General features: G+C 63.9%; 33 protein-coding genes. 26 read left to right on the top strand and 7 right to left on the bottom strand.

Features of this window, described 5'->3' with window-relative positions; all coding sequences use genetic code 11:
- Position 1: 1 nt before the first annotated feature.
- Genes ACRYLT_RS01140 through ACRYLT_RS01130 form a run of 3 tightly spaced genes read right to left on the bottom strand, consistent with a single transcriptional unit; the run spans position 2 to position 3,221 of the window.
- Positions 2-838 carry a transglutaminase family protein gene (locus ACRYLT_RS01140; protein ID WP_482662273.1) on the bottom strand — a complete coding sequence of 279 codons (837 nt, stop codon included), beginning with the start codon at positions 836-838 and terminating at the stop codon, positions 2-4.
- On the bottom strand, positions 838-1,773 hold the full coding sequence (locus ACRYLT_RS01135; RefSeq protein WP_482662272.1) for an alpha-E domain-containing protein: 936 nt from the start codon (positions 1,771-1,773) through the stop codon (positions 838-840). Before ACRYLT_RS01135 ends, ACRYLT_RS01140 begins: the two co-directional genes overlap by 1 nt.
- Positions 1,773-3,221: a circularly permuted type 2 ATP-grasp protein gene (locus ACRYLT_RS01130; protein ID WP_482662271.1), complete on the bottom strand. Its 1,449-nt coding sequence runs from the start codon at positions 3,219-3,221 to the stop codon at positions 1,773-1,775. The genes ACRYLT_RS01135 and ACRYLT_RS01130 overlap by 1 nt, the downstream gene beginning before the upstream one ends.
- A gap of 132 nt (positions 3,222-3,353) precedes the next feature.
- On the opposite strand from ACRYLT_RS01130, the gene ACRYLT_RS01125 reads away from it, so the two are divergent.
- On the top strand, positions 3,354-3,755 hold the full coding sequence (locus ACRYLT_RS01125; protein ID WP_482662270.1) for an MAPEG family protein: 402 nt from the start codon (positions 3,354-3,356) through the stop codon (positions 3,753-3,755).
- A 70-nt stretch (positions 3,756-3,825) separates the two neighbouring features.
- Here the strand turns inward: ACRYLT_RS01125 and ctrA are convergent, their stop codons facing one another.
- Positions 3,826-4,527, bottom strand: coding sequence for a response regulator transcription factor CtrA (gene ctrA, locus ACRYLT_RS01120; protein WP_482662269.1), 702 nt, complete (start codon positions 4,525-4,527; stop codon positions 3,826-3,828).
- A 175-nt stretch (positions 4,528-4,702) separates the two neighbouring features.
- Between ctrA and ACRYLT_RS01115 the strand changes: the two genes are divergently transcribed.
- The 4 genes from ACRYLT_RS01115 to ACRYLT_RS01100 are packed head-to-tail and all read left to right on the top strand — an operon-like array spanning position 4,703 to position 7,174.
- Positions 4,703-5,359 carry an RluA family pseudouridine synthase gene (locus tag ACRYLT_RS01115; protein WP_482665370.1) on the top strand — a complete coding sequence of 219 codons (657 nt, stop codon included), beginning with the start codon at positions 4,703-4,705 and terminating at the stop codon, positions 5,357-5,359.
- The gene (arfB, locus tag ACRYLT_RS01110) at positions 5,346-5,810 is read left to right on the top strand and encodes an alternative ribosome rescue aminoacyl-tRNA hydrolase ArfB (RefSeq protein ID WP_482662268.1); all 465 of its coding nucleotides are present in this window, start codon (positions 5,346-5,348) and stop codon (positions 5,808-5,810) included. Before ACRYLT_RS01115 ends, arfB begins: the two co-directional genes overlap by 14 nt.
- A complete protein-coding gene (locus ACRYLT_RS01105) occupies positions 5,810-6,319 on the top strand; it encodes a GAF domain-containing protein (protein WP_482662267.1) in 510 nt (169 codons plus the stop codon). Before arfB ends, ACRYLT_RS01105 begins: the two co-directional genes overlap by 1 nt.
- Positions 6,320-6,379: 60 nt before the next feature.
- The gene (locus ACRYLT_RS01100; RefSeq protein WP_482662266.1) at positions 6,380-7,174 is read left to right on the top strand and encodes an RcnB family protein; all 795 of its coding nucleotides are present in this window, start codon (positions 6,380-6,382) and stop codon (positions 7,172-7,174) included.
- A 56-nt stretch (positions 7,175-7,230) separates the two neighbouring features.
- Here ACRYLT_RS01100 and ACRYLT_RS01095 read toward each other — a convergent pair whose 3' ends face one another.
- A complete protein-coding gene (locus ACRYLT_RS01095; protein ID WP_482662265.1) occupies positions 7,231-7,689 on the bottom strand; it encodes a universal stress protein in 459 nt (152 codons plus the stop codon).
- A gap of 206 nt (positions 7,690-7,895) precedes the next feature.
- On the opposite strand from ACRYLT_RS01095, the gene ACRYLT_RS01090 reads away from it, so the two are divergent.
- On the top strand, positions 7,896-9,221 hold the full coding sequence (locus ACRYLT_RS01090) for a pyruvate dehydrogenase complex dihydrolipoamide acetyltransferase (RefSeq protein WP_482662264.1): 1,326 nt from the start codon (positions 7,896-7,898) through the stop codon (positions 9,219-9,221).
- A gap of 70 nt (positions 9,222-9,291) precedes the next feature.
- On the top strand, positions 9,292-10,674 hold the full coding sequence (gene lpdA, locus ACRYLT_RS01085; RefSeq protein WP_482662263.1) for a dihydrolipoyl dehydrogenase: 1,383 nt from the start codon (positions 9,292-9,294) through the stop codon (positions 10,672-10,674).
- Positions 10,675-10,769: 95 nt separating this feature from the next.
- Here lpdA and ACRYLT_RS01080 read toward each other — a convergent pair whose 3' ends face one another.
- Positions 10,770-11,219, bottom strand: coding sequence for a globin family protein (locus ACRYLT_RS01080; protein WP_482662262.1), 450 nt, complete (start codon positions 11,217-11,219; stop codon positions 10,770-10,772).
- A gap of 371 nt (positions 11,220-11,590) precedes the next feature.
- On the opposite strand from ACRYLT_RS01080, the gene ACRYLT_RS01075 reads away from it, so the two are divergent.
- From ACRYLT_RS01075 to ACRYLT_RS01060, 4 genes are all read left to right on the top strand, one after another.
- Positions 11,591-12,001: a four-helix bundle copper-binding protein gene (locus ACRYLT_RS01075; protein WP_482662261.1), complete on the top strand. Its 411-nt coding sequence runs from the start codon at positions 11,591-11,593 to the stop codon at positions 11,999-12,001.
- A 122-nt stretch (positions 12,002-12,123) separates the two neighbouring features.
- Positions 12,124-12,630, top strand: a complete 507-nt coding sequence (locus ACRYLT_RS01070; RefSeq protein ID WP_482662260.1) for a DUF421 domain-containing protein — start codon at positions 12,124-12,126, stop codon at positions 12,628-12,630.
- Between the two features lie 442 nt (positions 12,631-13,072).
- The gene (locus ACRYLT_RS01065; RefSeq protein ID WP_482662259.1) at positions 13,073-13,561 is read left to right on the top strand and encodes a hypothetical protein; all 489 of its coding nucleotides are present in this window, start codon (positions 13,073-13,075) and stop codon (positions 13,559-13,561) included.
- Between the two features lie 328 nt (positions 13,562-13,889).
- On the top strand, positions 13,890-14,291 hold the full coding sequence (locus tag ACRYLT_RS01060; protein ID WP_482662258.1) for a cupin domain-containing protein: 402 nt from the start codon (positions 13,890-13,892) through the stop codon (positions 14,289-14,291).
- A gap of 43 nt (positions 14,292-14,334) precedes the next feature.
- Here ACRYLT_RS01060 and ACRYLT_RS01055 read toward each other — a convergent pair whose 3' ends face one another.
- Positions 14,335-16,134, bottom strand: coding sequence for an ABC transporter ATP-binding protein (locus ACRYLT_RS01055; RefSeq protein WP_482662257.1), 1,800 nt, complete (start codon positions 16,132-16,134; stop codon positions 14,335-14,337).
- A gap of 562 nt (positions 16,135-16,696) precedes the next feature.
- On the opposite strand from ACRYLT_RS01055, the gene rpsL reads away from it, so the two are divergent.
- From rpsL to rpsQ, 15 genes are all read left to right on the top strand, one after another.
- On the top strand, positions 16,697-17,068 hold the full coding sequence (gene rpsL, locus ACRYLT_RS01050) for a 30S ribosomal protein S12 (RefSeq protein ID WP_147044308.1): 372 nt from the start codon (positions 16,697-16,699) through the stop codon (positions 17,066-17,068).
- A gap of 46 nt (positions 17,069-17,114) precedes the next feature.
- A complete protein-coding gene (gene rpsG, locus ACRYLT_RS01045; RefSeq protein ID WP_482662256.1) occupies positions 17,115-17,585 on the top strand; it encodes a 30S ribosomal protein S7 in 471 nt (156 codons plus the stop codon).
- Between the two features lie 42 nt (positions 17,586-17,627).
- The gene (gene fusA, locus ACRYLT_RS01040; RefSeq protein ID WP_482662255.1) at positions 17,628-19,703 is read left to right on the top strand and encodes an elongation factor G; all 2,076 of its coding nucleotides are present in this window, start codon (positions 17,628-17,630) and stop codon (positions 19,701-19,703) included.
- Between the two features lie 46 nt (positions 19,704-19,749).
- Complete coding sequence (gene tuf / locus ACRYLT_RS01035; RefSeq protein WP_482662254.1) at positions 19,750-20,940, top strand: elongation factor Tu; 1,191 nt, start codon at positions 19,750-19,752, stop codon at positions 20,938-20,940.
- 140 nt (positions 20,941-21,080) lie between these two features.
- A complete protein-coding gene (gene rpsJ / locus ACRYLT_RS01030; RefSeq protein WP_044450118.1) occupies positions 21,081-21,392 on the top strand; it encodes a 30S ribosomal protein S10 in 312 nt (103 codons plus the stop codon).
- 164 nt (positions 21,393-21,556) lie between these two features.
- Positions 21,557-22,315 carry a 50S ribosomal protein L3 gene (gene rplC, locus ACRYLT_RS01025; RefSeq protein ID WP_482662253.1) on the top strand — a complete coding sequence of 253 codons (759 nt, stop codon included), beginning with the start codon at positions 21,557-21,559 and terminating at the stop codon, positions 22,313-22,315.
- Between the two features lie 3 nt (positions 22,316-22,318).
- Positions 22,319-22,948, top strand: coding sequence for a 50S ribosomal protein L4 (rplD, locus tag ACRYLT_RS01020; protein WP_482662252.1), 630 nt, complete (start codon positions 22,319-22,321; stop codon positions 22,946-22,948).
- On the top strand, positions 22,941-23,258 hold the full coding sequence (locus ACRYLT_RS01015; RefSeq protein ID WP_482662251.1) for a 50S ribosomal protein L23: 318 nt from the start codon (positions 22,941-22,943) through the stop codon (positions 23,256-23,258). The genes rplD and ACRYLT_RS01015 overlap by 8 nt, the downstream gene beginning before the upstream one ends.
- A gap of 10 nt (positions 23,259-23,268) precedes the next feature.
- The gene (gene rplB, locus ACRYLT_RS01010; RefSeq protein WP_482662250.1) at positions 23,269-24,105 is read left to right on the top strand and encodes a 50S ribosomal protein L2; all 837 of its coding nucleotides are present in this window, start codon (positions 23,269-23,271) and stop codon (positions 24,103-24,105) included.
- 3 nt (positions 24,106-24,108) lie between these two features.
- Positions 24,109-24,384 carry a 30S ribosomal protein S19 gene (gene rpsS, locus ACRYLT_RS01005; protein ID WP_109270961.1) on the top strand — a complete coding sequence of 92 codons (276 nt, stop codon included), beginning with the start codon at positions 24,109-24,111 and terminating at the stop codon, positions 24,382-24,384.
- 3 nt (positions 24,385-24,387) lie between these two features.
- On the top strand, positions 24,388-24,765 hold the full coding sequence (gene rplV / locus ACRYLT_RS01000) for a 50S ribosomal protein L22 (protein WP_482662249.1): 378 nt from the start codon (positions 24,388-24,390) through the stop codon (positions 24,763-24,765).
- Between the two features lie 2 nt (positions 24,766-24,767).
- Entirely contained in the window at positions 24,768-25,475 is a 708-nt protein-coding gene (rpsC, locus tag ACRYLT_RS00995) for a 30S ribosomal protein S3 (protein ID WP_482662248.1), read from the top strand.
- A 22-nt stretch (positions 25,476-25,497) separates the two neighbouring features.
- A complete protein-coding gene (rplP, locus tag ACRYLT_RS00990; protein ID WP_482662247.1) occupies positions 25,498-25,929 on the top strand; it encodes a 50S ribosomal protein L16 in 432 nt (143 codons plus the stop codon).
- A 1-nt stretch (position 25,930) separates the two neighbouring features.
- Positions 25,931-26,143 carry a 50S ribosomal protein L29 gene (gene rpmC, locus ACRYLT_RS00985; RefSeq protein ID WP_482662246.1) on the top strand — a complete coding sequence of 71 codons (213 nt, stop codon included), beginning with the start codon at positions 25,931-25,933 and terminating at the stop codon, positions 26,141-26,143.
- A 13-nt stretch (positions 26,144-26,156) separates the two neighbouring features.
- On the top strand, positions 26,157-26,486 hold the full coding sequence (gene rpsQ / locus ACRYLT_RS00980; RefSeq protein ID WP_482662245.1) for a 30S ribosomal protein S17: 330 nt from the start codon (positions 26,157-26,159) through the stop codon (positions 26,484-26,486).
- Positions 26,487-26,544 lie beyond the last annotated feature (58 nt).

Raw genomic sequence — 26,544 nt, 5'->3', positions numbered from 1 at the left:
CTCAGTTCTGGAACTGGATCTGCGCCTGCGCCGCCGCTTTGCTGACGCAAACCCTTACCGACAGATCCTCCTCGCCGCCACCGGTCCGAGCCCCTGCGACTGGCGCTGCGTCCCGATAATCGAGACCGCAGGCCACTCGCACATAGGCATCGTCTGCGCAGATTCCGTTGACGGGGTCGAAGGCAGTCCAGCCGAGATCGTCGATCCAGACCTCGGCCCAGGCGTGCGCCGCCTCCTGCACCAGTTCGCCGTCGCGCCGGAACAGATGCCCTGAGACGTAGCGCGCGGGCACGCCCAGGCAACGGGAGGTGGAGACGAAGACATGGGCGAAGTCCTGGCAAACTCCGTGACCGGCGGCGCAGGCCTGTTCCGCGCTCGTGTCGGAAGCCGTGGCTCGAGTGTCGAACCGGAGCGAATCGCCCAGTTGGGCGGCGAGACGGTGCATCCGATCGAGGGTAGAGCCCGGGGAGGATCCGATTTGCCCGGCGAGCGCGGCAATGGCCGGTCCGGCCTCGGTGAGCGGCGTCGAGCGGAGAAAGACCGGCGGCGGAAGCTCGTGCGGAACGCCCTGCACGATGCCGGCTCGATCGTCCGTCAGGACTCGCCCGGAGACGGTTACGGCGAGGCCGTCGACCGGCTGGTCGATGTAGAGCATGTGAGTGTGGTTGCCGTAGCCGTCGCGGCCCTCGCGCAGCTTGGCGTCGCAGTCCAGGTCGATCCGCCATTCGAGGATCGTCTGGCCGGCAAAGCTGGACGGCGTGACTCGAAGAAGCTGCACGATCCGACGCGGCGGCTCCGAATAGCGGTAGGCGGTCGTATAGTGAACCGAGAGCCGCATCAGCCGAACCTGAACTGCTGCGCGATGGCCCGGTCAAGGGCAGCATTCTGCCGGAGATGCTCCTGAAGCCATTCGTGAAGGCCGCTTTGAAAGATGGTGACGATATCGAGGTCCTCCATTCGTGCGAGTCGCTGACGCGCTAGCCGATCGGCAGACCCCTGGCGCCCGGATCGGCCGGCAAAGCCTGCGAGCAGGTCCACGGTTTCCTCTGCGGAGGCGAGGAGCGATCGGGGCATTTCGCGTCGAAAAACAAGGAAGTCGACAACCAGCCAGGGCTGGAGGGGACCGCGGTAGATGTGGCGGTAGGCAGTACGGGCCGAGACGATCTGGAGAAGCGTCGTCCACTGGCCACGGTCGAGGGCGCCGCCCACTTCCTGGCCCGGCGGAAGCAGCAGGTAATATTTCACGTCGAGCAGCCGGGCGGTATTGTCGCCCCTTTCGATGACGGAGCCCAGCTGCATGAACCAGCAGGCCTCGTTCCGAAGCATTCGCCCGAGCGCGCCTTCGAAGCCGCGAATCTCCGCCTTGACCTCCTCGACGAGGTTGAGCGTTGCCTGAGCTCCGCCGGGGCTGGAACGATCCCGGATGCTCAGCCAGGCGCGATCAATCGTCTGCCAGACCTCGACGGACAAGGTGTTGCGAGCGGCGCGGGCATTGTTGCGCGCGGCGACGAGGCAGGCGCGGATGGAGCTTGTATTGTGCTGGTTCAAGGTGAGATAGCGCCGGGCGCTGAAGGCGGTGAAGCTTTCACCGCTCTCGGCAAAGGCCCCGTCCGCGCCGACGACGCTGAGGGCGCTCCGCCAGGCCTGCTCGCTTTCAGTCAGGTCCCCCAGCGCGCTGAGTCGGACGGTTGCCTCGACCAGTCGGCAGGCGAATTCCGCCCGCTCCATATAGCGGCCGATCCAGTAAAGGTGGGATGCGGTTCGCGACAACATCAGCCGGGCCCTCGTTTCGGATCGTCCTCGAGCACGAAGCTGTCCTTGGTGCCGCCTCCCTGACTCGAATTCACGACGAGCGAGCCTTCGCCCAGTGCCACCCGGGTGAGACCACCCGGGACGATCGTGACTCCGTTCGCGCCGGTCAGGACGAAGGGGCGGAAATCGACGTGACGCGGGGCGATGCCCGCTTCGGTGAACGTGGGGACGGTGGACAGCGCCAAGGTCGGTTGAGCGATGTAGCGGTGCGGCTCGGCCTTGATCGCCGCCCGGAACCTTTCGATCTCGCCCCGGCTGGCGGTCGGCCCGACCAGCATCCCGTACCCTCCCGATCCGTCGACGAGCTTGACGACAAGCTTCTCGAGATTGTCGAGAGTGTATCGCAGCCCTTCCGGTTCGCGACAGCACCAGGTCTCGACATTGGGAAGCTTCGGCTCCTCCCCCGTATAGTAGCGGACGATTTCGGGCATGTAGCTGTAGATCGCCTTGTCATCGGCGATTCCCGTGCCCGGCGCGTTCACGAGGGTAACGTTGCCGGCGAGATAGGCGGCGAGCAGGCCCGGCACTCCGAGCACCGAGTCCGGTCGAAATATGAGGGGATCGAGGAAGGCGTCGTCAATCCGGCGGTAGATGACGTCCACCCTGACCGGCCCATCGATGGTTCGCATGTAGACGATGTCGTCGTCGACCTCGAGATCGCTGCCCTCGACCAGTTCGATGCCCATATTGTCGGCCAAAAAGGCATGTTCGTAGAAAGCGGAATTGAAGTGGCCGGGCGTCAGCAGCACGCAGTTTGGCTGGGAGGTCCGGTGCGGAGCCACCGAATAGAGTGTGTCGCGAAGCAACTCCGGATAGGAGTCGACGGGCCGAACCGGCATGGCTTCGAACAGTTCCGGGCAGAGTCGAAGCATCGCTTCGCGATTCTCGAGCATGTAGGAGACGCCTGACGGCGTACGCGCATTGTCCTCGAGAACGTAGAAGGTGTCGGGCCCGGTTCTGACCAGGTCTATCCCGCAAATATGCGCATAAACGCCATGCGGCGGACGTGCCCCCGCAACAGCGATGCAGAATTGCGGGTTGATCAGGACGAGATCGGCGGGAAGGGTGCCGTCGGCGATGATGTGCCGAGGACCATAAACATCATCGATGAAGGCGTTGATGGCGGCGACCCTCTGCTCGAGACCTGCCGCCAAGTCGTCCCATTCCCTGGACGTGAAGATCCGGGGAATGATGTCGAAGGGAATGATCCGCTCCGCCGCTTCCTCATCGCCATAAACGGCGAACGTGATCCCCAGGCTTCGGAAGGCGGCTTCGGCGCCCTGCTGTCGCCGCTCAAGCTCCGGCGTGGGTGTCTCGGCGAGCCATCTCGCAAGCTCGTCGAAGCGCGGCTGACCGATTCCCGGCTCGCCCGGTCCCCACAGTTCGTCGAATGAGCCGCGCCTCGCCATAGCCCCTCATCGAGTGACCGCGGCGGACTCCGCAAGTCTGGAGAAGCATGCACCAAAAGCGCCCGTCACGCCAATCGTCACTACGGTGCGGAGAAGATGGACCGGCCCTTCGCAGAAGGCTAGTTTCCGCGAATGTCGACAGAATTGACCGTGCTGGCCTGGAGTGCCGTGCTCGCGTTCGTGCACATTTTTGCTGCGGTGCGGGTCAAGACCCGGCGATATGGCACCCAATGGAATGTCGGCGCTCGCGATGAGCAACTGCCACCGCCGGAGCCGCTCGTCGGGCGGCTGGCCAGGGCGCAAGCCAACTTCTTCGAGACATTTCCGATCATGGCGGCGGCGATTCTGATCGTCACGCTCGCCGATCTCGCCAATCGCTGGACCGCGCTCGGTTCGATCCTGTGGCTAGGGGCGCGGATCGTCTACCTGCCGCTCTACGCTATGGGCGTGCCGGTGTTACGCACCCTCGTTTTCCTGGCAAGCGTCATCGGCATCGCCTTGGTGCTTGCACCGGCTCTGCTGGCCACATTCTAGCGGCCAAATCTTCCGCACGGACGGAAGTCCTCGTGAAAGGCCGAAAAGCTCTGCCGGCCGAGGTCCCGCCTCAGGCTACCTGGACGTTGTCGACTTCTTCCGGTTCGCGAAGCACGTAGCCGCGACCCCAAACGGTTTCGATATAGTTTTCGCCGCCGCAAGCGAGTGCCAGCTTCTTGCGAAGCTTGCAGATGAAGACATCGATGATCTTCAGCTCGGGCTCATCCATTCCGCCGTAGAGATGGTTGAGGAACATCTCCTTCGTCAGAGTCGTGCCCTTGCGGAGGGACAGGAGCTCGAGCATCGCATATTCCTTGCCGGTCAGGTGGACTCGAGCACCATCGACCTCGACCGTCTTGGCATCGAGATTGACCGACAGTTTGCCGGTCCTGATCACCGACTGCGAGTGCCCCTTCGAACGGCGGACGATGGCATGGATTCGCGCGACCAGCTCATCGCGGTGGAACGGCTTGGTGACATAGTCGTCGGCGCCGAAGCCGAGCGCCCGAACCTTGGAATCCATTTCGCTGACGCCGGAAAGGATCAGCACCGGGGTGCCGACCTTGGCGGTCCGGAGTTTCTTCAGCACGTCATAGCCGTGCATGTCCGGCAGGTTGAGGTCGAGCAGGATGATGTCGTAATCGTACAGCTTGCCGAGGTCCAACCCCTCCTCGCCAAGGTCCGTGGTGTACACGTTGAACCCCTCGGCATTCAGCATCAGCTCGATGGCCTTGGCCGTCGTCGGCTCGTCTTCGATCAGCAGCACGCGCATGAATTCTGCCCTCCTGTCGCGGGTGCGATCCGTGAATCCGGTCCGCGCCCATGACGTTAACTTTTCTAGGAGTGAACGCAAAAGGTTAATATCGTATTAATACGATGGAATCGTTGGAAAAGCTGGATCGTTGCAGCGCTGCCACAGTCATGGCAGGAGCTCTCGCGTGCAAGAAATCGTTCAAGAACGCGTGCTTTTCATCGATGCCGAAGCGCTGGTGATCGACAAACCGGCAGGGCTCGCCGTCCATTCCGGCCCCGCAACGCACGAAAGTCTCGACAATCATTTGCAGGACCTTCGATTCGGCTTCCAGCGTTCGCCATCTCCGGTCCATCGACTCGACCGGGACACATCCGGTTGTCTGCTGCTTGCTCGCAATCCGAAGGCGCACCAGCGCTTCGCCCGAGCTTTCGAGCAGAACCGGCCGGAGAAGCATTATGTCGCGGTGCTTTCGGGAGTGCCGGAGAGGGAGGAAGGCCGAGTGGATCTGCCGCTGCTCAAAGTGTCCAGCCGGGCGTCAGGCTGGCGCATCCTGGCCGATGCGGCAGGGAAGCCCGCCGCCACGAGCTGGCGGGTGATCCAGGTCCGCCAAGGTCGCGCCCTGGTCCTCTTCAAGCCCGAAAGTGGACGAACCCATCAGATCCGTGTCCATGCCGAAAGCGGGATCGGGATTCCGATCAGCGGAGATCCGATCTACGGCTCTGGAGAGGGGCCGATGTTGCTTCACGCTCTCGCCTTGAAAGTCCCGCGTGACGGCAAGCGGCCGATCGAGGCGAGGGCTCCGATTCCCGACACATTCTTGCAGGCCGGCTTCCAAGATGCAGACCTTTGACAGCTCCGAGGAACGGCGCGAGGAGCCAGAGCGGGGCAAGGTGTCGAACGACCTGCTCTCGCGCCTGGAGGATGCGACAAGCTTCACCTTTCTCGCGGCCAGCGGTCCGGGGGGGCAGAATGTCAACAAGGTAGCCACCGCCTGTCAGCTGCGCTGTGATGTGTTCAAGCTCGGGCTGCCGCCCTACGCCTACCAGCAGCTCAAGCGGCTCGCCGGCAGCCGAATGACGAGCTCCGGCGAGATCGTGATCACTGCGCGCAGCCACCGAACACAGGAAGCCAATCGGGAAGAGGCGCGATCGAGACTGGCAGATATGATTGCGCGCGCCCATTTAAGGCAGGCGAAGCGGGTGAAGACGAAGCCCAGCCGAGCCGCGAAGGCGAGGCGGGTGGACGAGAAGAAGCAGCGCAGCTCCGTGAAACAGGGCCGCGGCAAGGTAAGGCTGGACTGATGTACGATTTCAAGATCGAGGCGGCGGACAAGACACAGCTATATGGCGAGCTGATCGAGGCGGCCGATGCCCTGACCGCGGGCGAGCCGGATCCGATCGCGAACATGGCCAATGTCGCCGCCTTGCTGTGGGAAGCGCTGCCGGATCTCAACTGGTCCGGATTCTACCGCAATGTCGATGGCGAGTTGGTGCTCGGGCCGTTCCAGGGGCGACCCGCCTGTATTCGAATCCCCTTCGGCAAGGGCGTCTGCGGCACGGCTGCCGCGAGCGGGGAGCCTCAGTGCGTCCCGGACGTGCACGCTTTTCCCGGCCACATCGCCTGCGATTCGGCGTCGAGGTCCGAACTCGTCGTTCCGATCGTCGCCGATGGAGCGCTGGTCGGGGTTCTCGACCTGGACAGCCCCACCCCCGAGCGATTCGATGAGGAGGATGTCGCCGGCTGTGTCAGATTGATACAGCGGCTGGCTCCGCGCCTGGCCGGCGTGGCGAGTGAGGCGGTAAAGGGTTAAAAGCGTCTGAACCGACCCCTGCCGCGCCGTGGGGGCGCGGACCATTACAGGGGATCCGGGATGAGGAAGACAGCCCTTCTGACGCTGGCGGCCGGTGCCGCCCTCCTGCCCTCGGCCGTCACGGCACAAACCCAGGATCGTGCCCGTCCAGGTCACCATGGCGGCCCCAACGTCGTGGTCCGGCACCATGGCGGCGGAAACGTCGTCGTTCGGCATCATCCCGGGCCGGGCTTCGGTCACCGCCGCTTGCAGCGCGGCTTCTTCGTCCATCCCTTCTGGTTCGGACCCCAGTTCCACATCATGAACTGGCAGCATTATGGCTTCGCGCCGCCGCCCCGCGACCATCGCTGGATCCGCTATTATGACGATGCCTATCTGATCGACCGGCGCGGTCAGGTGGTCGACCGGCGCGAAGGCCTCGACTGGGACGAATATGGCGAGCGCTGGGACCTGGACGACGGAATACCCTCTTATTACGGGCGGGGAGAATTCCACCCGGACGACGAGGATTATGCCTGGGTCGAAAGCCAAGGCGGCCCTGCCGGTCCCGGCGACTGGGACTATGCCGATCGGGGCCATGGACCGCCGCCTCCGGGTTATGGACCGCCTCCAGGCTATGGGCCGCCTCCGGGTTGCCGTCCTGGTCCCGTGCCCTGCGCTGCTCCGACCTATCCCTACCATGGCTACGGCTACGGCTACGGCTTTGCCTATCCGATCATCATCGAGACGACGGTGACCACGGGTGGCGGCTGCTGCCAGCCGGTGGTTGAACAGGTCGTCGAACGGCCGCGGCCGGTTCGGCAGCGCCCGAAGCTCCGCCGCCATCATCGGCCGCCGCCCGGGGAGAGAGGCTAGGCGCCACCGCCCGGCGCCGGCAGTCGATCGCCGGAGGCGGCCCTTCGCTCAAGGACTCATGAGCTCAGCCGTGCCAGCGCCTCGTCATCGAGCTTGCCGGGGACGATGATCAGCGGGCAGGGGAGGCTGCCTGCGATCGCTCCGGAAAAATGGCTTACCAATGGTCCCGGCCCGCCCTCGCGGGCTGCGCCCAGAACGAGCGCGGCGATGTCTTCGCGTTCCTGGAGGAGCTCCGCGACGGCCTTGACCGGATCGCCCTGCTTGACCGTGATCGAGGGGCTGATTCCCGCCTCCTCCATGATCGCGCCGGAGGCCTGGACGAGCATCGCTTCGGCGCGAAGCCGCGCTTCTTCCTCCATCGCCGCCTGGACGCCACCCCATTCGACGAATTCCTGCTGCGGGATGAGCGCGAGTATTTCGACTCCGCCGCCGGTCCGGACCGCGCGCCGAGCTGCGAACCGAAGCGCCGCCTGCGCTTCCTCGGTATCATCCATGACCACGAGGTAGGATCGCATTGCCTCTCCTTTTTGCTGCTGGTGCGCCAGATGCGAAGCGCGCGCAACCCTTGAGCGGATCCCGATGCCCCGGACCGGCAGTGCCTAAGGTGGTTCGGCCCGGCCCGGCACGGCTCCCTTCCCTTGCTCGGGACGGACGGGCTTGACCGGAGGGGCAAGGATGCTGTTTGGACGGCGCGGCCGTTCGCGAAAGGGAAGCCGCTTCCATGCCGATCGAACTCAAAATGCCCGCGCTCTCCCCGACCATGGAGGAAGGGACCCTCGCCAAATGGCTGGTCAAGGAGGGTGATATCGTTTCGTCGGGCGATATTCTTGCGGAGATCGAGACCGACAAGGCGACGATGGAATTCGAAGCCGTCGATGAAGGCACGATTGCCAAGATCCTCGTTCCCGAGGGGACGGACGAAGTGAAAGTCGGCACCGTGATCGCGTTGATTGCCGCTGAGGGCGAGGATGCTTCGGCCGCTTCCGCCCCGACCGCGGCCAAGGAACCGGTGGCGAAGGATGGCGGCGAAACCGGTGCCGGTCAGCCAGCCAAGGAAAGTCCGGCGCCTGTCGCCGCTCCGGCTTCGAGGGAGGAGGCCGCCCCGGTCAAGGCGGAGGCGCCGCAGCCGCGGCACGACAGTGCGGATCGGATCAAGGCGAGCCCGCTCGCGCGCCGACTGGCGCAGGCCCAGGGCATCGACCTTTCCAGCCTGACCGGCTCCGGTCCTGGCGGACGGATCGTCAAGACCGACGTCGAGGCGGCGGCGGGCAAGGCCCCCGCCAGGCCGGCCGAGGCCGCGCCCGCTCGGATTGCACCGGCCGCGCCGGCGACGGCACCGGCGGTGGTCGAAACCGACATCCCCCACGAGGCCGTCAAGCTTTCCAACATGCGCAAGACGATCGCCCGGCGCCTGACCGAGGCGAAGCAGACGATCCCGCACATCTACCTCACCGTCGACATCCAGCTGGACGCCTTGCTCAAGCTTCGCGGCGAGCTCAACAAGGGGCTCGAGAGTCGAGGGGTGAAGCTGTCGGTGAACGACATGCTCATCAAGGCCCTGGCTGCGGCTCTGATCGAGGTTCCGGAATGCAATGTCTCGATTTCCGGCGATCAGCTGCTCAAATATAGCCGAGCAGACATCTCGGTTGCGGTGTCGATCCCGAACGGGCTGATCACGCCGATCATCGTCGGGGCCGAAGCCAAATCGCTTTCTGCAATCTCGAAGGAGATGGCGGAACTGGCTGGCCTCGCGAAGGAGGGCAAGCTTCAGCCGCATCAATATCAGGGTGGGACGGCGTCGCTGTCGAACATGGGGATGTACGGGATCAAGCAATTCGACGCCGTCATCAATCCGCCTCAGGGGATGATCATGGCGATCGGAGCAGGCGAGAAGCGGCCTTATGTGATCAACGACAGTCTTCAGATCGCAACGGTGATGAGCGCGACCGGGAGCTTCGATCACCGGGCGATCGACGGCGCCGACGGCGCCAGGCTGATGCAGGCTTTCAAGCGTCTCGTCGAAAACCCGCTGGGGATGCTGGCCTGAAGGGCGAAGAAGCGGTGCGAATCGGGGAGGGAACGGCCGAACGGCGCCGTCTTCCCCCACTGGAGGCATGATGGCTGAAACATTCGATCTCGTCGTTCTTGGCTCGGGACCGGGCGGTTATGTCGCCGCGATCCGAGCCTCGCAGCTGGGCCTGAAGACCGCAATCGTGGAGCGGGAGAAGCTGGGCGGAATCTGCCTCAACTGGGGATGCATCCCGACCAAGGCGCTGCTTCGAACCTCGGAAATCAATCATTATCTGACCCACGCTTCCGCCTACGGGCTCAGCGCCGAGAAGGTTTCGTTCGACCTTTCCAAGATCGTCGATCGAAGCCGAAAGGTTGCCGGCCAGCTCAATGCGGGCGTCAAGGGACTGATGAAGAAGAACAAGGTGACAGTCGTCGAGGGCGATGGAAGACTGACCGGCAAGGGGAAGCTTTCCGTCACCAGAGACGGTCAGACGACCGAGATCCAGGCAAAGCACATCATCGTGGCGACGGGCGCCCGTGCGCGCGATCTCCCTTTCGCCAAGGCGGACGGCGAGCGGATCTGGACCTACCGCCATGCCATGGTTCCCAAGGAAATGCCGACCAAGCTGCTGGTGATCGGCTCCGGCGCGATCGGCGTGGAATTCGCCAGCTTCTATTCGGACATGGGTGCCGAGGTTACGATCGTCGAGATGCTTCCACGGATCCTTCCTGTCGAGGATGAGGAAGTCTCCGCTTTCATGCACAAGCAGCTCACCAAGCAGGGGATGAAGATCCACGTCTCCTCGGGTGTCGAGAAGCTGGAAAGCACCGGAAAGGGCGTTGTCGCGACGCTCAAGGGCGGCTCGACCGAGCAATATAGTCATGCCATCGTTGCGATCGGCATCGTCCCCAACACGGAAAATATCGGGTTGGACGCCCTGGGCGTGAAGACCGAACGCGGTCACATCTCGGTCGACGGCTTCGGTCGAACCAATGTCGAAGGTGTCTATGCCATCGGCGACGTCACCGGGCCGCCATGGCTGGCGCACAAGGCGAGCCATGAAGGCGTCGTCTGTGTCGAGGCAATTGCCGGCAAGAAGCCGCACCCGTTCGAGACCTGGAACATTCCGGGCTGCACCTATTCGCGGCCGCAGGTTGCCAGCGTCGGTCTGACTGAAGCCAAGGCGAAGGAAGAGGGTCGCAAGGTTCGGACCGGCAAGTTTCCCTTCATCGGCAACGGCAAGGCGATCGCACTGGGTGAGGCCGAAGGCTTCATCAAGACGGTGTTCGATGCCGACACGGGCGAGCTGCTAGGGGCTCACATGGTCGGCGCCGAAGTAACCGAGCTGATCCAGGGCTATGCCATTGCTCGCCAGCTGGAAACGACCGAGGAAGACCTGATGCACACGGTCTTCCCGCACCCGACGCTGTCCGAGATGATGCACGAAAGCGTCCTCGACGCCTATGGACGGGCACTTCACTACTGATCTGAGTCTCGTCGCCTGAGTGCCAAGGCTGGCTTGGCGGAGCGGTTGCTCGGCTGCCTGCTGCCGTGTTCCGTCATGATCACGAGATACGTCATTCAGCGCGTGGCGAACCTCCGCCGCGCATATTGGTTCTCCTGAGTCTCGCTCGGTGCAAGTTGGGCGATGATGAACCAGAAGGCGTCGCACCAGGCGGAAGCGGTTTTCGGCGGCATCGAAAGGCCGAGTACTTCGCGAAGCACCGGTGCCAGCGCCAATCCGAAACGTGAATAATGGCGGCCGTCTATGTCGAGCCGGTGATGTTCGGCCGCGGTCGGCGCGAGGTCTCGAAGTCCACCGAAAGCGGCAAGGTCCATTGCGCCATCGATCAGCAGGTTGACGAGCAGGAGAGCGGTTATTTCGGCTTGCCCGAACGCTTCGTCAGGCGTTTCGAGCTCCTGCATCCGTTCCTGCATCTTCTCCGTGATCGCGGCTCGCCGGCGCTCGACGACCGCCATCGACTGGGCAATCCGAAGCCGGATGTCTTCCGCGATTATCTTCTTCTGCATGCAGTCTTTCCTTGGCCCACCGACAGGAGCGGCAAGGCACTTCGCTTTCAACGGTTCCACATTTGACCAGCGGCAAAGCGATGGAGGTTGCTCAGCCCATATTTGCTGCGACCGCCGATCCTGATTCGAAGTCTACCCCCCGGGGAACGAGCGCTAGCTGCGCTCGATCTCCCGAGGGCTGCGCTTGAACCAGGAATCGGCCTCGTGAAGCCGCATGCGCTCGAAGAAAGGGAAATGTCGCACCTCCAAAAGCTAACCGGTGAGACCTCTTTTCGCAAGGCACGCAGGTCTGTTTTTCGCTAGCGCCAGCAGAACTTTGGCCTCGCTTGTGCATTGACCGGTCATTCCCCCAACAAGCCAGGAGAGCGGCCATGCAGGTTCAACAGATGATTTCGAGTCATCCCGACGTCCGAGGCCATGCCAACGAGGCCCTGCTGCGATGCATCGAGGAATGTTATGCCTGCGCCCAGACTTGCACATCCTGCGCTGATGCCTGTCTGGCCGAAGAAATGGTTGCCGAACTCAGGCAGTGCATCAGGCTGAACCTGGATTGTGCGGATCTCTGCCTCGCCGCCGGATCGCTCGCTACACGGCGCACCGGGTCCAACGAGACCGCGATCGTCGAAACGCTTCAGGCGTGCATGACGGCTTGTCGACTCTGTGCGGAGGAGTGCGAGCGCCATGCCTCCAAGCACGAACATTGCCGGATCTGCGCCGAAGCCTGCCGCCGCTGCGAGCAAGCCTGCGACCGCGCGATCCAGTCGATCCGAAGCGCCGATTGACGGCGGAACCCTTTCGTGGCGCAGCCGGTGATAGGGGCGCTGGACGTTGGCAGAAGCTCGGCCAGGGCGGTGGGGGCCACGATCTGCCCGCCGCCGCGACGTCGTGCAGGCGGTGAGAGCTGATGCTGTTCGACAGTCTCGCTTCGCTCGGCCGAGTCGCAGTGGTGGCAATCGCCGCCTATGCGGGGTTGATCCTGATCTTGCGAATCGCGGGTAAGCGCTCGCTGGCCAAGCTTAACGCGTTCGATTTCGTGGTGACGGTGGCTTTCGGATCGACCCTTGCCACCGTGCTGCTTTCCAAGGACGTGCCGCTGGCGGAGGGGCTGCTTGCCTTCGCAATGCTTGCCGGGCTTCAGTATCTCGTTTCCAGAGCCTCGGTGCGATGGCCTCCGTTCAAGCGGCTCGTCCGATCATCGCCTCGACTGCTGGTTGAGCAGGGCCGCTATCTTGACGAGTCGATGAAGCAGGAAAGGGTCACTCGAAGCGAAGTGGAGTCGGCCATTCGCAAGCAGGGCATCGGCCGGATCGAGGAAGTTGCCGCGGTGGTGCTGGAAACGGACGGCAGTTTCAGCGTCATTCGGAACGATGGGCAGAAGGAGCTGACGGCGCTCGCTTCCGTGCTTCGTTGAGGACGGATCAGCACTGACTCTCGTCGGCTCGACGCACCATTTTCGACACCGCATAGTCGAAGATCGAAGAGGATGAGGGCTCCACGGCAGAGCGCGGCCTGATATTGTCAGCTGGAGGTGTCGCGGCTGCGGCTTTCTCGCCAATATGCCGTGACCTCTTCCGATCGGGAGAGGCACAGAAGCTTGCCCAATGGACTTTCCTGACAAATCTGTTGGGAACGGCCTTGCTGATCGGGCTGGTTGTCGCGGCAGCCATCTTCGCCAGCGCCTGAATCCCTCCACAGCGGCGATCGGACTGGCGCGCAGTCGCCTCATCCTGGCCGATCCTGGGCGGCCGATCCCCCAATTCGTTGGTTGAACCCCCGCCTGCGGCTCGATCGGCCGCGACATGGAAGTGGCGGCAGTCAGCTGTCGCCGAAGACCGGACGATAGGAGTGATGTGATGAGAACAATGGCCTTTGCGGTTGCGCTGCTGATGAGCGGCGCTGCGATCGCTCAAACAACCCAGCCCGAGCTCGACGTCGATGCCAATGTCGGTGTTCAGCCCGACGGCGACCTCGACGTCGACGCCGATGTGGACGTGGATCGTGAGCCGGTCACCAGTCGGACGAGCACCAGCCAGACGACCATGTCTCATGGATCGATGACTCATCAGACTATGGCGCACAGCATGGCGCCTGCGAGCGGTCAGATCGTCCAGCCCGGCAACTCGAACCCCGAACGCGACGCGCGGGGAATCGCCGTCATGTCCGATCCGGCAGTGGTTCCGGCCGGGTTCAACGGTGTTGCCGCAACCGCCGTCGGCGGGCCGCTGGTCGATGCCGCCACGGGCGAGAGCGTGAACATGACCGACAGTTCGCACCCGCCCTGCACGGCGACCGTCACCGACAATTGTGTCCAGACCTACGAACGTGGTCGCAACCCCCGCTAAGCGGTCGCGACGCTAGGCAATGGCCCGCCCCGCGCTCGGCGCGGGGCGGGGTGTCGCGTAAGGGCGTCCGCCGCTTTCGAGCAATCCCGCAATCCGATTGGAGCGCTGCGCGCGACCGGCGACCCGCCGAATATCCTTTACCTGCTTGACTTGGCGACGGAGCACGCCGGAACCGGACCGGCTCGACAAAGATTATCTGGCCTGCGGAGGTGACGTGCCTTCGTCGCGCCGCCGCGCAGCCGTGGCGAAATGATGGTAGGTCGGCCGCTGGTCGACGCTGAGGAAGGTGCGGCCGCTGGAAAGCTGCAGGGTGAAAGGGAATCGATCGATGAAGGGATATGTCGACAATATCGAGCGGGCGACGGTTGAGAATGAGGATTTTCGGCGCGTTCTCTACACCGGCAAGAACATGCAGCTGGTGCTGATGACCCTGCCGCCAGGCTGCGACATTGGCGAGGAAGTGCATGATGACCGCGATCAGTTCTTCCGGATCGAGGAAGGCGAGGGGATCATCAAGATCGACGGCGTCGAGAACCGGGTCGAAGACGATTTCGCGGTGATCGTGCCGGCTGGCGCCCGGCACAACGTGATCAACAGCGGCTCGCACCCCCTGAGGCTGTACACGCTCTACGCACCGCCCGAACACCGGGACGGCGTGGTCCACACGACCAAGGAGCAGGCGGAACAGGACCACGACAACGATCACTGGGACGGCGAAACGACGGAATAGAGAAGTGTACCGCCGGCTGCCTTGGCAGCCGGCGGTACTTCAGTCAGGCGAGGAGCGGCTCGGCGGCGTGAGTGCCCGCCTGGCGATCGAACAGCTTGCGGTAGCGGCCGTCAGCCTGGGCGAGCAGCAAATCGTGACTTCCGTCCTCGACAATCCGCCCCTTGTCGAACACCAGGATCCGATCGAGCGTCCGAACCGTCGACAGGCGATGGGCGATGACGATCGCCGTTCGTCTCAGCATCAGCCGCTCGATGGCCTGCTGGATCAGCGCTTCGGACTCGGAGTCGAGACTCGAAGTCGCTTCGTCGAGTATCAGGATCGGAGCGTCGGCGAGGAAGGCGCGGGCGAGTGCCACGCGCTGGCGCTCGCCGCCCGACAATTTAACCCCCCGCTCTCCGACCAGCGTCTGATAGCCTCGAGGCAGGCTCTCGATGAAATCATGGGCGTTGGCGAGCCGAGCCGCCGCCTCTATCTCTTCATGCGTGGCGTTCGGACGAGCATAGCCGATATTTTCGGCAAGGCTGCGGTGGAACAGGATCGGCTCCTGCGGCACGATCGCCACTTGCCGACGAATCGACTCCTGGGTGGCCCAGGCGATATCCTGGCCGTCGATGCAGATCCGCCCGTCGGTCACGTCGTAGAGCCGCTGGATCAATTTGACGAAGGTGGTCTTGCCGGAGCCCGAATGGCCGACCAGCCCGACTCGCTGCCCGGCCGCAATCTTCACGTCCAGCGCGGAATAAAGCGGCGTCGCATGCCCGCCATAGCGGAAGGTGACGTTGCTGAACTCTATTACACCCGCTTCGATCCGGATCGGCTGAGCGTCTTTCCGGTCGGCAACGCCGAACGGCTCCTCCTGAATGAGCGCGAGTTCCTCCATCTCGTTGACCGCCCGCTGCAGGTGATGGACGTGCTGGCCTATGTCTCTCAGGTAGCCGTGCAGGACGAGATAGGCCGTCAGCACGTAAACGACGTCGCCTGCGCTCGCCTCGCCAAGGGTCCACAGCCACAAGGCGGTGCCCGTGACTGCGGCCCGAACTGCCCACAGCAGCGCGAGCTGCCCGGTTCCGCTCCAGGTAAAGCGCATCCATGTCCGACGGGTGCGCCGACTCCATTTGCCGAGCACCGCCGCCAGCCGCGCATCTTCGCGCGCTTCGGCGGCGAAAGCCTTCACCACGGCATTGGTCCCGATGGCGTCCGCAAGCAATCCGCCAACCCGAGTGTCCCATTGATTCGACAGGCGTGCCGCGGGCGCCAGCACCCGGGTGGCCAGTAATACCGTCAGAGCGACATAGGCGATCGCTCCAACCGCCATGACGAGGCCGAGCAGGGGCCACTGAACGGCGAGCAGCGCCACCGTTCCGGACAAGGCCACCAGCGAGGGCAGAAGGGCCAGGAGGACGACGTCGTCGAGCGTGTCGAAAGCCCACATGCCGCGGGTGATCTTGCGCACCACCGATCCGGCGAAGCTGTTCGCATGCCAGTCCGTCGAAAGCCTCTGCACCCGATGGAAGGCCTCGGAGGCTGAAGCACGCATGATGCCCAGCGTGAACGGCACGACCAGGGACCATGCGGTATGACGTAGAGCCACCATCGCCAGCCCGAGTCCGACCATGGCGAGAAAGGCCTGAGTGGCAGCGGCAGTCGCGCCAGTGCCGAGCGACAGCGAATCGATCAGCCGCCCAGCGAAGATCGGCACGAATATCTCGGTCAAGGTTGCCAGCGACATGGCCAAGCACATGGCAATGGCCAGCCATTTGCGGCCTGCCCAGTGGCGAAGGGCGAAGCGGAAGACGAGGCGCAGCGCTGAGCCGTGGCCGCGCGAAGGTTTGGAACGGGTCATCGATGCACCGCGCGCTGGTCCGCGCGCGTCCCTACAGATGGTTCAGGTGGAAGAAGCGAATCGGCGGCTCTGCCGCCGGGGACTCAGCGAAGGGAACGCCGGAGTCGGCCAATGAGGAGCGGCAAGTGCGTGATCGTCATCAATGCCCTCCTTCTCTGCAGGTGCGGAAACGCCCAATAGCGCAGAACAAGCCTGAGCGCCAGACGTCTGGAGACCTTGAAGCCGATGCGGAGCGGGCGTACACGCCGACTTACGGTTCGGATCCGGTCGATCCAGTTTCCGCGACCTGCCCCGGGGCGCGGCGACGAGCCAGATGATTGCTCTTTCCGCCGGCAGCGCCCTTCACAAACGCAGTATGTTGACCCATATGGGCCTCGCGGTTATAGGCCGCCGCGCCCGGGGCTGGTGGTGGCTTTTCGAGCCAGATGCTGTCTCGAGACGGGCGCTTAAGAGCTGAACACTGCTGCGCGTGAAGCAGAGGCCTGGGGGGCCGATCAAGGCCGCCGGGTCTTTTGCGCATTTTGCGTTGCAGTAGAGTAACTTGAAGGAAGTGAAGGGCTTCATGCCGACGATCAACCAGTTGATCCGCAAGGGTCGCGAGCCGCAGAAGGCGAAATCCAAAGTTCCCGCGATGGAGCAGAACCCGCAAAAGCGTGGAGTCTGCACCCGCGTCTATACGACGACCCCGAAGAAGCCCAATTCGGCGCTGAGAAAGGTGGCCAAGGTCCGCCTGACCAATCAGCGTGAGGTGATCAGCTACATTCCGGGCGAGGGTCACAATCTCCAGGAGCACTCGGTGGTGCTGATCCGCGGCGGTCGTGTTCGCGACCTTCCCGGCGTTCGCTACCATGTCCTGCGCGGAGTCCTCGACACCCAGGGTGTCAAGGATCGCAAGCAATCCCGTTCCAAATACGGCGCCAAGCGTCCGAAGTAAGCCCCGGAGCCATTCCGGACCAGGCTGAAGAGAAAGGAAGAGAAGAATGTCCCGTCGTCGTCGCCCCGAGAAGCGCGAAGTCCTCCCCGATCCCCGGTTCGGGGACGTTGTGCTGTCCAAGTTCATGAACAGCGTCATGCTGGACGGCAAGAAGTCCGTCGCCGAAGGAATCGTCTATGGTGCCCTCGACAATGTCGAGGCGCGCGCCAAGAAGGATCCGCTGCAGGTCTTCCATGATGCGCTCAACAATGTGAAGCCGGGTATCGAGGTCCGCTCCCGCCGGGTCGGCGGTGCGACCTACCAGGTTCCGGTCGAAGTCCGCCCGGAACGCGCTCAGGCGCTCGCCATCCGCTGGCTGATTTCGGCCGCTCGCGCCCGATCGGAAAAGACGATGTCGGCACGCCTGTCCGGCGAGCTCCTCGACGCCTCGTCGAACCGCGGCAACGCGGTGAAGAAGCGCGAAGACACGCACCGGATGGCCGAAGCCAACCGCGCCTTCTCGCACTATCGCTGGTAACAATTCGAACGCCGGGCCGTCCCCGGCCCAGGAGACAAGAAAATGGCCCGCAGCCATCCGCTCGAGAAATATCGCAACATCGGCATCATGGCGCATATCGATGCCGGCAAGACGACGACGACCGAGCGAATCCTCTATTATACCGGCAAGTCCTACAAGATCGGCGAAGTCCATGAGGGCACCGCCACGATGGACTGGATGGAGCAGGAGCAGGAGCGCGGAATCACGATCACGTCCGCGGCGACGACCTGTTTCTGGAACGATCACCGGATCAACATCATCGACACCCCCGGCCACGTCGACTTCACCATCGAAGTCGAACGCTCGCTGCGCGTGCTCGACGGTGCGGTCGCCGTGTTCGACGGCGTCGCCGGCGTGGAACCGCAGTCGGAGACGGTCTGGCGCCAGGCCGACAAGTATCGCGTGCCGCGCATGTGCTTCGTCAACAAGCTCGACCGGATGGGTGCGAACTTCGACCGCTGCGTGCAGATGATCAAGGACCGGCTCGGCGCCCGTCCGATGATCATGCAGCTTCCGATCGGCCTTGAGAGCGACTTCGTCGGCGTGGTCGATCTGGTCAACAACAATGCCATCGTCTGGCTCGAGGAGAGCCTCGGCGCCAAGTTCGAGATCCGCGACATCCCCGAGGACATGAAGGACGCTGCCGAGGCGGCCCGAATGGATCTCATCGAGATGGCGGTCGAGCAGGACGACGCCGCCATGGAAGCCTATCTCGAAGGCAACGAGCCGGACGTCGCGACGCTCAAGAAGCTGATCCGCAAGGGCACGCTCAACTTCTCGTTCGTTCCGGTGCTGACCGGATCGGCGTTCAAGAACAAGGGCGTCCAGCCGATGCTGGATGCGGTGATCGACTATCTGCCGAGCCCGCTCGACATCCCTCCGGTCGAGGGTGTGAAGCCCGGCACCGAAGAGACCGATGTTCGTCCCGCCGAGGATGGTGCGCCCTTCTCCGCTCTCGCCTTCAAGATCATGACCGACCCGTTCGTCGGAACCCTGACCTTCGCCCGGATCTATTCGGGCAAGCTCGAGGGCGCCTCGACCGTCCTCAATTCGGTCAAGGACAAGAAGGAGAAGGTCGGCCGAATGCTTCTGATGCACGCGAACGACCGCGAGGACATCAAGGAAGCCTATGCGGGCGATATCGTTGCTCTGGTCGGCCTCAAGGACACGACCACCGGCGATACGCTCTGCGCGGCCAACGCTCCGATCATCCTGGAGCGGATGGAGTTCCCGGATCCGGTCATCGAGGTCGCGGTCGAGCCGAAGACCAAGGCGGACCAGGAGAAGATGGGCATCGCCCTGTCGCGTCTGGCGGCCGAGGATCCGAGCTTCCGAGTCACTTCGGATCACGAAAGTGGACAGACGATCATCAAGGGGATGGGCGAACTCCACCTCGAGATTCTCGTCGATCGCATGAAGCGCGAATTCAAGGTCGACGCCAATGTCGGCGCGCCGCAGGTCGCCTATCGCGAATCCCTGGCGAAGCCGGTCGAGCTGACCTACACCCACAAGAAGCAGTCGGGCGGCTCCGGTCAGTTCGGCGAGGTTCGGGTGGCGCTCGAGCCCGGTGAGCGGGGCAGCGGAATCGTGTTCGTCGACGAGATCAAGGGCGGCAACATCCCGCGCGAATATATCCCGTCGGTTGAAAAGGGCATGCGTGAGACGGCGGAAACCGGCTCGCTGATCGGCTTCCCGATCATCGACTTCAAAATCCGCCTGATCGACGGCAAGTATCACGACGTCGACTCTTCGGCGCTCGCCTTCGAGATCACCGGCCGCGGCGCGATGCGCGAGGCCGCTCAGAAGGCCGGAATCAAGCTGCTCGAGCCGATCATGAAGGTTGAGGTCGTCACCCCGGAAGACTATCTGGGCGACGTCATCGGCGACCTGAACAGCCGGCGCGGGCAGATCCAGGGCACGGACAGCCGTGGAAATGCCCAGGTCGTCGAGGCGATGGTGCCGCTTGCCAATATGTTCGGCTACGTTAATGAGCTTCGCTCCTTCACGCAGGGCCGCGCTCAGTACACGATGCAGTTCTCGCACTATGACGAGGTGCCGGCGAACGTCGCTGAAGAGGTCAAGGCCAAGCTCGCCTGAGCAGGCCGAACAGTGAAATTGAACAGAAAGACGAGGGTTAGGGAAAATGGCGAAAGCTAAGTTTGAGCGGACCAAGCCGCACTGCAACATCGGCACCATCGGTCACGTCGACCATGGCAAGACCTCGCTGACCGCGGCGATCACCAAGGTCCTGGCCGAGACCGGCGGAGCGACCTTCACGGCTTACGATCAGATCGACAAGGCGCCGGAAGAGCGCGAGCGCGGAATCACCATCTCGACCGCTCACGTCGAGTATGAGACCGAGAACCGCCACTATGCGCACGTCGACTGCCCGGGTCACGCCGACTATGTGAAGAACATGATCACCGGCGCCGCTCAGATGGACGGTGCGATCCTGGTGGTTTCGGCCGCCGACGGCCCGATGCCGCAGACCCGCGAGCACATCCTTCTCGCCCGCCAGGTCGGCGTTCCGGCGCTGGTCGTGTTCATGAACAAGGTCGACCAGGTCGACGACGAGGAGCTGCTGGAGCTGGTCGAGCTCGAGATCCGCGAGCTTCTGTCGAGCTACGACTTCCCGGGCGACGACATTCCGATCATCAAGGGCTCGGCGCTCGCCGCACTTGAGGACAGCGACACGAAGATCGGCCGCGATGCCGTTCTCGAGCTGATGCGCGCGGTCGACGACTATATTCCGCAGCCGGAGCGTCCGCTCGACCGTCCGTTCCTGATGCCGATCGAGGACGTGTTCTCGATCTCGGGCCGTGGCACCGTCGTCACCGGCCGTGTCGAAACCGGAATCGTCAAGGTCGGCGAGGAAGTCGAGATTGTCGGCATCCGCGACACGCAGAAGACCGTCGTCACCGGCGTCGAGATGTTTCGCAAGCTCCTCGACCAGGGTCAGGCCGGCGACAATATCGGCGCTCTGCTTCGCGGCGTCGGCCGCGACGAGGTCGAGCGTGGCCAGGTTCTGGCCAAGCCCGGCTCGATCACGCCGCACACCGACTTCAAGGCCGAGGTCTATGTCCTCTCGAAGGAGGAGGGTGGCCGTCACACGCCGTTCTTCGCCAACTACCGTCCGCAATTCTACTTCCGCACGACCGACGTGACGGGCGAAGTGGAGCTGCCGGAGGGCACCGAGATGGTCATGCCCGGCGACAACGTGAATCTGGGCGTGAAGCTCATCGCTCCCATCGCGATGGACCAGGGCCTGCGCTTCGCGATCCGCGAAGGTGGCCGGACCGTCGGCGCAGGGGTTGTCGCCGAGATCACGAAGTAATATAGGGCAGCAGCCGCCCGAGTCTGGGAAGATTCGGGCGGCTCGCCTTTTGGTTGGATTAATGGCCGATCCGGGCCGCTTCGGTCCCGGTGAAGCCCGGTTGCCCCTCGGGGCCGGCTCTTTCGCATCGGTAAGTTGGAATGGAAACGCAGAACATAAGAATTCGCCTCAAGGCGTTCGATCATCGCGTGCTCGATCAGGCGACCGGCGACATCGCCGATACCGCCCGTCGCACCGGCGCACTCATCCGCGGGCCCATTCCGCTCCCGACGCGCATTGAGAAGTTCACCGTGAACCGCTCGCCGCACATCGACAAGAAGTCGCGCGAGCAGTTCGAGGTCAGGACGTACAAGCGGCTGCTCGACATCGTGCAGCCGACGCCCCAGACGGTCGACGCGCTGATGAAGCTCGACCTCGCAGCGGGCGTGGACGTCGAGATCAAGCTGGCCTAAGCGGCCGCTGACATAGGGATACCGCGCAGCATCGCTGCGGACTGCGTCCCCGCCGCTTCGCCCTCGGGTGGAGCATGAGCCCAGGCGGGGCACGCATCTTATTCGGGCTTGAACACGCCCCCCGGCAATGGTGCCGCGGGGCCTCTGTCGTAAGGAGTTGGATCATGCGCACTGGCGTGATCGCGAAAAAAGTGGGGATGACCCGCCTGTTCCAGGAAGACGGCCGGCATGTTCCGGTCACCGTCCTGGCGCTCGACAATGTCCAGGTCGTCGCCCGCCGCGAGGCGGAGCGCGACGGCTATACCGCCGTCCAGCTGGGCGCCGGCACGGCCAAGGCCAAGAACCTGTCCAAACCGCAGCGCGGCCATTTCGGCAAGGCCGAGGTGGAACCGAAGGCGCGGGTTGTCGAATTCCGTGTCGCCGAGGACGCGCTTCTCGACGTCGGAGCCGAGCTTTCCGCCGACCATTTCGTTGCCGGCCAGCTCGTCGATGTTTCGGGCGTGACTCAGGGCAAGGGCTTTGCCGGCGCGATGAAGCGCTGGGGCTTCGGCGGTCTTCGCGCCACCCACGGCGTCTCCGTGTCGCACCGCTCGCACGGCTCGACCGGCAATCGCCAGGATCCGGGCCGCGTGTTCAAGAACAAGAAGATGGCCGGGCACATGGGTGCGCGCAATCGCACCCAGCAGAATCTCGAGGTCGTGCGAACCGATGCGGACCGCGGGCTCATCTTCGTCAAGGGATCGGTCCCGGGCCACAAGGGCAGCTGGCTGCTCGTCAAGGACGCCGTGAAGACTTCGCGTCCGGCCGACCTGCCCTATCCCGCCGCAGTGAAGCAGGCGGCCAATGCCAACAACGAAGCTCCCGCCGAGACTCCCGCCGAGTCGGAAGTCGCCGCGGAAGCCACCGAAGGCCAGGAAGGCTAAGCAATGAAGGTCAAGGTTCAGAGCCTGGACGCCAAGGCTAAGGGCGGCGACATCGAGCTCAACGATGCCGTGTTCGGCGTCGAGCCGCGCGCCGACATCCTGCACCGTGTCGTCACCTGGCAGCTCGAAAAGCGTCGGGCGCCCACGCGTGCAACCCGGGAGCGCAGCGACGTCGCGCGCACCGGCAAGAAGTTCGGCCGACAGAAGGGCGGCGGCACGGCTCGTCACGGCGATCGCCGCGCTCCGATCTTCATCGGCGGCGGCAAGGCGCATGGATCGCGTGCTCGCGAGTTCAATCCGTCGCTCAACAAGAAGGTTCGCGCGCTCGGCCTGAAGATGGCGCTCTCGGCCAAGGCCCAGGGTGGCAATCTGGTGGTCGTCGACAGCCTCGACCTGCAGGAGGCCAAGACGGCGCAGCTCAAGGAGCGGCTGGCCAACCTCGGTCTCGGCAAGACCGCGCTGGTGATCGACGGCGACGCGCTCAACGTCGGATTCGCTCGCGCTTCGGCCAACCTCAAGGAGATCAACCTCCTGCCGGCGGTCGGTGCGAACGTCTACGACATCCTCAACCATGACACCCTGGTGCTGACCCGCGCCGCGGTCGAGAAGCTGGAGGCCCGGTTCAATGGCTAAGGCGAAGCAGCAGCCGCGGGTCGACGTCAATCATTACGATGTCATCCTGAGCCCGCACATCACCGAGAAATCGACTCTGCTCTCCGAGCACAATGCCGTCGTCTTCAAGGTCGCCAATGGCGCCTCCAAGCCGCAGATCAAGGCGGCGGTCGAGGCCCTGTTCGGGGTCAACGTCACCGGCGTGAACACCATCACGACCAAGGGCAAGACGAAGCGCTGGCGGGGCCGGCCCTACGTGCGCTCGGACGTCAAGAAAGCGATCGTGACCCTGGCCGAGGGCCAGTCGATCGACGTCACCACCGGAATCTGAGGCGCGAATCATGGCACTCAAGCAATATAATCCGGTCACCTCGTCGCAGCGCGGGCTGATCCTCGTCGACAAGTCGGCGCTCTGGAAGGGCAGGCCCGTCAAGGCGCTGACCGAAGGCAAGCGCAAGACGGGCGGCCGCAACAACAAGGGCCATGTGACCTCGCGCGGGATCGCCGGCGGCCACAAGCAGAAGTACCGCTATATCGACTTCAAGCGTCGCAAGTGGGACGTGCCGGCCACCGTCGAGCGGCTGGAATATGATCCCAATCGCACGGCCTTCATCGCTCTGGTCCGCTACGAGGATGGCGAACTGGCTTATATCCTCGCGCCGCAGCGCCTGGCTCAGGGCGACACCATCGTCGCGGGCCGCAAGGTCGACGTGAAGCCGGGCAATGCCATGGAGCTGGGTCAGATGCCGGTCGGCACCATCGTCCACAATGTGGAGATGAAGCCGGGCAAAGGCGGCCAGATCGCCCGCGCCGCCGGGACCTATGTTCAGGTCGTGGGCCGCGACCGCGGAATGGTCATCGTCCGTCTGAACTCGGGCGAGCAGCGCTACGTCCGTGCCGACTGCATGGGAACGGTTGGCGCGGTCTCGAACCCCGACAACCAGAACCAGAATTTCGCCAAGGCGGGCCGCAGCCGCTGGATGGGTCGGCGTCCGCTGACTCGCGGCGTCGCGAAGAACCCGGTGGACCACCCGCACGGCGGCGGCGAAGGCCGCACTTCGGGCGGTCGTCACCCGGTCACTCCGTGGGGCAAGCCGACCAAGGGTGCCCGCACCCGCAAGAACAAGGCGACGGACAAGATGATCATCCGTTCGCGTCACGCGAAGAAGAAGAGGTAAGAGATGGCCCGCTCCGTCTGGAAAGGTCCGTTCGTCGAGCTGTCGCTGCTGAAGAAGGCAGAGGCGGCGCAGGAGGCCGGTGGTCGCGCCCCGATCAAGACCTGGTCGCGCCGCTCCACCATCCTTCCGCAGTTCGTCGGACTGACGTTCAACGTCTATAACGGCCGGAAATTCGTTCCCGTCTCGGTGAACGAAGACATGGTCGGAATGAAGCTGGGCGAGTTCGCTCCGACCCGCTTCTTCCCGGGTCACGCCGCCGACAAGAAGGGCAAGAGGTAAGCCATGGGCAAGCAGAAGGCTCCCCGTCGGGTCGCCGAGAACGAGGCGCTCGCCGTCGGCACGCAGATCCGCGGCTCGGCGCAGAAGCTCAATCTCGTTGCCGGGCTTATCCGCGGCAAGAAAGCCGAGGAAGCGCGAAGCATCCTCAGCTTCTCGCCGAAGGCCATGGCGCGCGAGGTCAAGAAGGTGCTGGAAAGCGCCATCGCCAACGCCGAGAACAACCACAATCTCGATGTCGACAGCCTCGTTGTGACCGAGGCCAGTGTCGGCAAGAGCATTTCGATGAAGCGCTGGAACCCGCGGGCTCGTGGTCGCTCCGCCCGCATCGTCAAACCTTTCAGCCGCGTTCGCATCGTCGTTCGCGAGCAGCAGGAAGCTTAATCATGGGTCAGAAGTCCTCACCGATCGGCCTCAGGCTGCAGATCAACCGGACCTGGGACAGCCGCTGGTTCGCTGAAGGCGACGATTACGGCCGGCTGCTGCTCGAGGATCTGAAGATCCGCAAGTTCATCATGAAGTCGCTGCCGCAGGCGGCGATCTCCAAGGTGGTGATCGAGCGTCCGGCGAAGCTTTGCCGAGTGTCGATCTACGCGGCTCGCCCGGGTGTGATCATCGGCAAGAAGGGCGCCGACATCGAGAAGCTGCGCAAGCAGCTTTCCGACATGACCAAGAGCGACGTCAGCTTGAACATTGTCGAGATCCGCAAGCCGGAAATCGACTCCAAGCTCGTCGCCCAGGGTGTCGCGGACCAGCTCGAGCGGCGTGTGGCGTTCCGCCGTGCGATGAAGCGCGCGGTCCAGTCGGCGCTGCGCCTTGGCGCGGAAGGAATCCGCATTACATGTTCGGGACGCCTCGGCGGCGCGGAGATTGCCCGCACCGAATGGTATCGCGAGGGCCGCGTTCCGCTGCACACGCTGCGCGCGAACGTCGACTATGCCGAGGCCGAGGCTCATACCGCTTATGGCGTCTGCGGCGTCAAGGTCTGGATCTTCAAGGGTGAGATCCTGGGCCACGATCCGCTGGCGCAGGATCGGCTGATGATGGAGGCTCAAACCTCCGGAGTCCGCCCGGCCCGCGACGATCGCCGTTAACGCTTTGCTGGGATAAGAGAAAATGCTGCAACCCAAACGCACCAAGTTCCGCAAGGCGTTCAAGGGCCGGATCCACGGCGACGCCAAGGGCGGCACGAGCCTGAACTTCGGCGCCTACGGCCTGAAGGCGATGGAGCCGGAGCGGATCACCGCGCGGCAGATCGAGGCGGCCCGCCGCGCGATCACCCGGCACATCAAGCGCCAGGGGCGCTTGTGGATCCGGATCTTCCCGGACGTGCCGGTCTCGTCGAAGCCGGCCGAGGTCCGCATGGGATCGGGCAAGGGTTCCCCCGAATATTGGGTTGCCCGGGTGAAGCCCGGTCGAATCCTGTTCGAGCTGGACGGCGTTCCGGGCCCGCTCGCCAAGACGGCTTTCGAGCGCGCCGCCGAGAAACTGCCGATCAAGACCAAGGTGGTCGCCCGCCTCGGTGAATCGTTGCTTGAGGACGCATAAGATGTCGAAGTTCGACGAACTCAGGAACCAGACCGACGATCAGCTCGTCGACCAGCTGGCCGAGCTGAAGCGCGAGCAGTTCAACCTGCGCTTCCAGGCCGCGACCAACCAGATTGAGAAGCCGTCTCGGATCCGCGAGGTGCGCCGCACCATCGCCCAGATCAGGACTCTTCAGAACGAGCGCGCCCGCGCCGCTCAGGCCAACCGCGGGTAAGGAGTAGATAGAGATGCCCAAGCGCGTCCTGACCGGCACCGTGGTGTCCGACAAGACCGACAAGACCGTGGTGGTGCGCGTCGAACGGCGGGTCAAGCACCCGCTTTACGGCAAGATCATCAAGCGGTCGAAGAAGTACCATGCCCATGACGAGGGCAACGAGTTCAAGGAAGGCCAGATCGTCCGGATCGAGGAAACCCGGCCGATCTCGAAGCTGAAGACGTGGCGCGTGCTCGGCACCGCCGTCGCGGGGTCGACCGAGACGAATTCGGACGGGCAGTCGGCGAGCAAGGCGAAGGGCACGAAGTCCGAGCCGGCCGACACCGAGACCGCCGAAGCCTGAATAGTTTAGCTGATCGCCGGACTTGTTCCGGTTGAAGTGAAGAGAAGGAATTGGATCG

Source organism: Sphingosinicella sp. SM1-17, assembly GCF_056821765.1.
The sequence above is the reverse complement of the archived record's forward strand: the minus strand, read 5'-3'. Positions and strand labels throughout refer to the sequence as shown.